Here is a 5301-nt window from a genome sequence, read left to right on the forward strand (position 1 = left end):
GGCGCGGCGCGCGGGACGAGCCGCGCCGCGGACACCCGGCGAGGCCGTGCCCGCCACGGTGTTCGCGGCGGCGGACCTGCTGCTGACCCCGACCACGCCCGCCGGCCCGCACGGCCACGACGGTCCCGGCGGCCGGATGAACGTGGCTCTGACGTGGGCGTTCAACCTGTCCGGCCACCCGGCGGTGAGCGTTCCCGCCGGGACAGGACCCGACGGCTGCCCGGTCGGGCTGCAGATCGTCGCCCGGCACGGGGCGGATGCGGCGCTGCTGGACCTGGTCGAGCGGGTGGTCCCGCCCGCGGCGGTCGCCCCCGCGCCGGGCCGTGGGTGACCGGTCAGAACAGGACCGGCAGCCCCAGCGCGGCGTCGACGGCGATCGCCGCGAACAGCACGCACAGGTAGATGTTCGACAGGTGGAACAGCGGCATCGGGGAGATCTCGCCGCCGGACTTCACCTGGTGGTGCAGCCGGTGCGCCCGGAACACGAAGTACGCCCCGCCGAGCAGCGCCACCGCGAGGTACACCCACGACGTCGCCGGCAGCAGGAGCAGGCTCCAGGCCACCATCACCCAGCTGTAGACCACGATCCGCACCGACACCGCCGGCGCGGGCGCCACGACCGGGAGCATCGGCACCCCGGCGGCGGCGTAGTCCTCGCGGTAGCGCATCGCCAGCGCCCAGAAGTGCGGCGGCGTCCAGAAGAAGATCACACCGAACATGACCAGCGCGGGCCACTCGACGGTGCCGGTCACCGCGGCCCAGCCGATCACCACCGGCATGCAGCCCGCGGCGCCGCCCCACACGATGTTCTGCGAGGTCCGCCGCTTGAGCAGCATCGTGTACACGAGCACGTAGAACGCGATCGCCGCCAGCGACAGCACGGCGGCCAGCCAGTTCGTGGTCAGACCCAGCCACACCGAGCTCAGCGCGGCCAGGACCAGACCGAACACCAGCGCGTTGCGGGTGGGGACCTGTCCCCTCGCCAGCGGGCGGCGGGCGGTGCGCGCCATCTTCTGGTCGATGTCGGCGTCGACGACGCAGTTCAGCGCGTGCGCCGCGGCCGCGGCCATCGCGCCGCCGACCAGGGTGGCCGCGATCAGCAACAGTGACGGCACACCGCGCTGGGCCAGGAACATGGCGGGCACGGTGACCACGAGCAGCTGCTCGATGATCCGCGTCTTGGTGAGGCCCAGATACGCCGCCACCGTGGCGCGGACGCGCGCGAGACGCCCGACCGGTGCCGCCGGCACCACCACGGTCGTCGCGGGGGGCGTCGCCGCCGGCGCGGCGTCCGGTCCGGCCGGGACGTGCTCGGCCGGGATCCCGGCCTCGTCGGCCCGGCTCCGCCCTGACGCGGGTGCGCTCACCTGTCCGTACCTCGCTCGGTTCGACGTAGTGATCCCGTGCCGCGCCACCCGAGGGGCCGCACCGGCTCGGTGCCGTGGACACGGGGTGGTCGCCGCGGTGGCGGCCTCCCTAGTTCTACAGCGCGTCGATGCTAACCGGTGGCATGCGTCGCGGGCCCGCCGGGTACGCCGTCACCGGCGGCCCGGTCGGCCGATCGCCACGAGGCGCAAAGCCGCAGGCCGCGGGCGTGAGCAGTAGGGTGTTCCGCGTCGGGGCGGCGACGATGCCGCCAGGTGATCCGGGTCGCACCACACACCCGCCGACGTCGCCGCCACCGGAACGGCCGCGACCACCGGGCGGGCATCCGGATCCACGACCGGCAGACCGACATTCGTCGACGCGAGTACAGGAGCCATCGCCTTGTCCGACACCGCTACGTCCCCCCACGCCGGGGACAGCGCCGTCGCCGCGCTCACCCGCGCGCACGTCCCCGACGACTGGACCGACCTCGACCGCAGGGCCGTGGACACCGTCCGTGTACTGGCCGCGGACGCGGTCCAGAAGTGCGGCAGCGGACACCCCGGCACCGCGATGAGCCTGGCCCCGCTGGCGTACACGCTGTTCCAGCGCGTCATGCGGCACGACCCGGCCGACCCCGACTGGATGGGCCGTGACCGGTTCGTCCTGTCCGCCGGGCACTCCAGCCTCACCCTCTACATCCAGCTCTTCCTGGCCGGCTACGGCCTGGAGCGGGAGGACCTGGAGCAGCTCCGGAAGTGGGGCTCGCTGACCCCGGGCCACCCGGAGTGGGGGCACACCCGCGGCGTCGAGATGACCACCGGCCCGCTGGGCCAGGGGTTGTCCTCGGCCGTCGGCATGGCGATCGCGGCCCGCCGCGAGCGCGGCCTGTTCGACCCGGACGCCCCCGAGGGTGCCTCGCCGTTCGACCACCAGATCTACGTGATCGCCTCCGACGGCGACATCGAGGAGGGCGTCACCTCCGAGGCGTCGTCGCTGGCCGGTCGCCAGGAGCTGGGCAACCTCACGGTGATCTACGACGCGAACGAGATCTCCATCGAGGACGACACCAACATCGCCTTCAACGAGGACACCGCGAAGCGGTACGAGTCCTACGGCTGGCACGTCCAGGTCGTCGACGGCGGCGAGAACGTCACCGGCATCCTCGCCGCGCTCGAGGCAGCGAAGGCCGAGACCGGGCGCCCGTCGATCATCGTGCTGAAGACCGTGATCGGCTTCCCGTCGCCGAACAAGATGAACACCGGGGCCGCGCACGGTTCCGCGCTGGGCGACGACGAGGTCCGCGAGGTCAAGCGGGTCCTGGGCTTCGACCCGGACAAGGAGTTCGACGTCGATGACGACGTGCTCGCCCACACCCGCGCGGTCGGCGAGCGCTCGCGCGACGCGCACGACTCCTGGCAGGGCACCTTCGACGAGTGGGCGGAGCGCGAGCCCGAGCGCAAGCAGCTCCTGGAGCGGCTGAAGGCGGGCCGGCTGCCGGACGGCTGGGAGGACTCCCTGCCGCACTGGGACATCGACGAGAAGGGCATGGCCACCCGGAAGGCCTCCGGTGCCGTGCTCGGCGCTCTCGCCGAGGTGCTGCCCGAGCTGTGGGGCGGCTCGGCCGACCTGGCCGAGTCGAACAACACCACGATGAAGGGCGCCGACTCCTTCGGGCCCAAGTCGGCGTCGACGGGTATGTGGACCACCTCCCCCTACGGCCGCACGCTGCACTTCGGTGTCCGCGAGCACGCCATGGGCGCGGTGCTCAACGGCATCTCGCTGCACGGCCCGACCCGGGTCTACGGCGGCACGTTCCTCGTCTTCTCCGACTACATGCGCCCCGCCGTCCGGCTGGCCGCGCTGATGAAGACCAACCCGATCTACGTGTGGACGCACGACTCGATCGGTCTGGGCGAGGACGGCCCGACCCACCAGCCGATCGAGCACCTGGCGTCGCTCCGGGCCATCCCCGGTCTGTCGGTCGTGCGCCCCGGCGACGCCAACGAGACCGCGTACGCCTGGAAGGCGGCCCTCGAGCGGCCCGACGGCGGCCCGATCGGCTTCGCGCTGACCCGGCAGAACGTCCCGACCGTCGCCGGGACCTCCGCCGAGGGCGTCGCCCGCGGTGGCTACGTCATCGCCGAGGCCGCGTCCGGCGTCCCGCAGGTGATCATCATCGCCACCGGCTCCGAGCTGCACCTGGCGCTGGCCGCCCGCGAGCAGCTCGAGGGCGAGGGCGTCGGCACCCGGGTCGTCTCGATGCCGTGCGTCGAGTGGTTCGAGGCCCAGGACGAGCAGTACCGGGAGTCTGTCCTGCCGACCGAGGTCACGGCCCGTGTCTCGGTCGAGGCCGGCATCGCGATGCCCTGGTACCGCTACGTCGGTGAGCTCGGCCGGTCGGTGTCCATCGAGCACTTCGGTGCCAGCGCCGACCAGGCCACCCTGTTCGAGAAGTTCGGCTTCACCGCCGACACCGTCGCCACGGCCGCGCGGGAGACCCTCGCCGCGACCGAGAAGTCCTCCTGAACCGACGGCACCCGATCGCAAGGAGAGAATCATGAGCAACGATCGACTGGCTGCACTGTCCGCGGCCGGGGTGTCCATCTGGCTCGACGACCTGTCCCGGGAGCGCCTGACCAGCGGCAACCTCGCCACCCTGATCGAGGACAAGCACGTCGTCGGGGTGACCACCAACCCGACGATCTTCGCCGGTGCGCTGTCCGACGGCGCCGCCTACGACGAGCAGGTCCGCGAGCTGGCCGCCCGCGGTGCCGACATCGACACCGCGATCCGCGAGATCACCGTCGCCGACGTCCAGCACGCCTGCGACGTGTTCTCCGGCGTCTGGGAGCGCACCGGTGGCGTCGACGGCCGGGTGTCGCTCGAGGTCGACCCGCGCCTCGCACACGACACCGAGGGCACCGCCGCGCAGGCGAGCGAGCTCTTCAAGGCCGTCGACCGGCCGAACCTGCTGGTCAAGATCCCGGCGACCGAGGAGGGCCTGACGGCCATCACCCGGGCCACCGCCGAGGGCATCAGCGTCAACGTGACGCTGATCTTCTCCGTCGAGCGCTACAAGCTCGTGATGGACGCCTACCTGACCGGTCTGGAGCAGGCGAAGGCGAACGGGCAGGACCTGTCCCGGATCCACTCGGTCGGCTCGTTCTTCGTGTCCCGGGTGGACTCCGAGATCGACGGCCGGCTGGAGAAGATCGGTGGCGACACCGCGCTCGGCCTGCGTGGCAAGGCGGCCGTCGCGAACTCGCGGCTGGCCTACGCCGCCTACCGCGACGCGTTCTCCGGTGCCCGCTGGGACGCCCTCGCCGCCCACGGCGCGCACGCCCAGCGCCCGCTGTGGGCCTCCACCGGGGTGAAGAACCCGGACTACCCGGACACGCTGTACGTGTCCGCGCTGGTCGTGGACAACACCGTCAACACGATGCCGGAGAAGACCCTGCTGGCCTTCGCCGACCACGGTGAGGTCGACGGGGACAAGGTCACCGACACGGCCGGGGCGTCGCAGCAGGTCTTCACCGACCTGGAGGGCCAGGGCATCGACCTCGACGACGTGTTCCTCACCCTGGAGAACGAGGGCGTCGAGAAGTTCGAGAAGTCCTGGACCGAGCTGCAGGACACCGTCCGCAGCCAGCTCGACTCCGCGAAGTAGTTGAACGAGGCCACTCCCGGTGGCGACGGGGCCGACCTCGGCTCCGCCGCCACCGGCGGCCCGTCCGCACCCGCACCGTCCCCGGTGCGGGTGCGGCTCGCCGGTGAGCCGTTCGCCGGAGCGGCCCGGCGGATCGCCGCCGAGCTGGCCGGCGATACCGTCGCCTCCCGGCTCGCCGACGCCGACCCCAGTGTCTGGGGGCCCCGCGCCGCGGGGGCCCCGCCCCGTACCGGCTGGACCGGGCTCGCCGCCCGCAGCCGGCCCCT

Annotated in this window: 4 protein-coding genes and 1 pseudogene; 4 read left to right on the top strand and 1 reads right to left on the bottom strand. The window is 72.6% G+C overall.

From position 1 onward, the window contains the following. On the top strand, window positions 1-331 hold a 331-nt coding region (locus tag GTW08_RS20740; protein WP_255497719.1), incomplete at its 5' end, for an amidase family protein. Window positions 332-335: 4 nt separating this feature from the next. On the opposite strand, the gene GTW08_RS20745 is transcribed toward GTW08_RS20740, so the two are convergent. Beyond that, window positions 336-1256: a heme o synthase gene (locus tag GTW08_RS20745; RefSeq protein ID WP_083658454.1), complete on the bottom strand. Its 921-nt coding sequence runs from the start codon at window positions 1254-1256 to the stop codon at window positions 336-338. A gap of 511 nt (window positions 1257-1767) precedes the next feature. Between GTW08_RS20745 and tkt the strand changes: the two genes are divergently transcribed. From tkt to GTW08_RS20760, 3 genes and pseudogenes are all read left to right on the top strand, one after another. Further along, complete coding sequence (gene tkt, locus GTW08_RS20750; protein ID WP_073574722.1) at window positions 1768-3894, top strand: transketolase; 2127 nt, start codon at window positions 1768-1770, stop codon at window positions 3892-3894. Window positions 3895-3925: 31 nt separating this feature from the next. Further along, window positions 3926-5035 carry a transaldolase gene (gene tal, locus GTW08_RS20755; RefSeq protein ID WP_073574721.1) on the top strand — a complete coding sequence of 370 codons (1110 nt, stop codon included), beginning with the start codon at window positions 3926-3928 and terminating at the stop codon, window positions 5033-5035. Further along, window positions 5036-5301: pseudogene (locus tag GTW08_RS20760) on the top strand (hypothetical protein); the annotation flags it as partial.

The sequence above is a fragment of the Pseudonocardia sp. SID8383 genome (genome assembly GCF_009864975.1).
GTDB lineage: Bacteria > Actinomycetota > Actinomycetes > Mycobacteriales > Pseudonocardiaceae > Pseudonocardia > Pseudonocardia alni.

Coding starts and splice junctions, on each gene's coding strand:
- tal (WP_073574721.1), top strand. CDS start 3,926: ATGAGCAACGATCGACTGGCTGCACTGTCCGCGGCCGGGGTGTCCATC.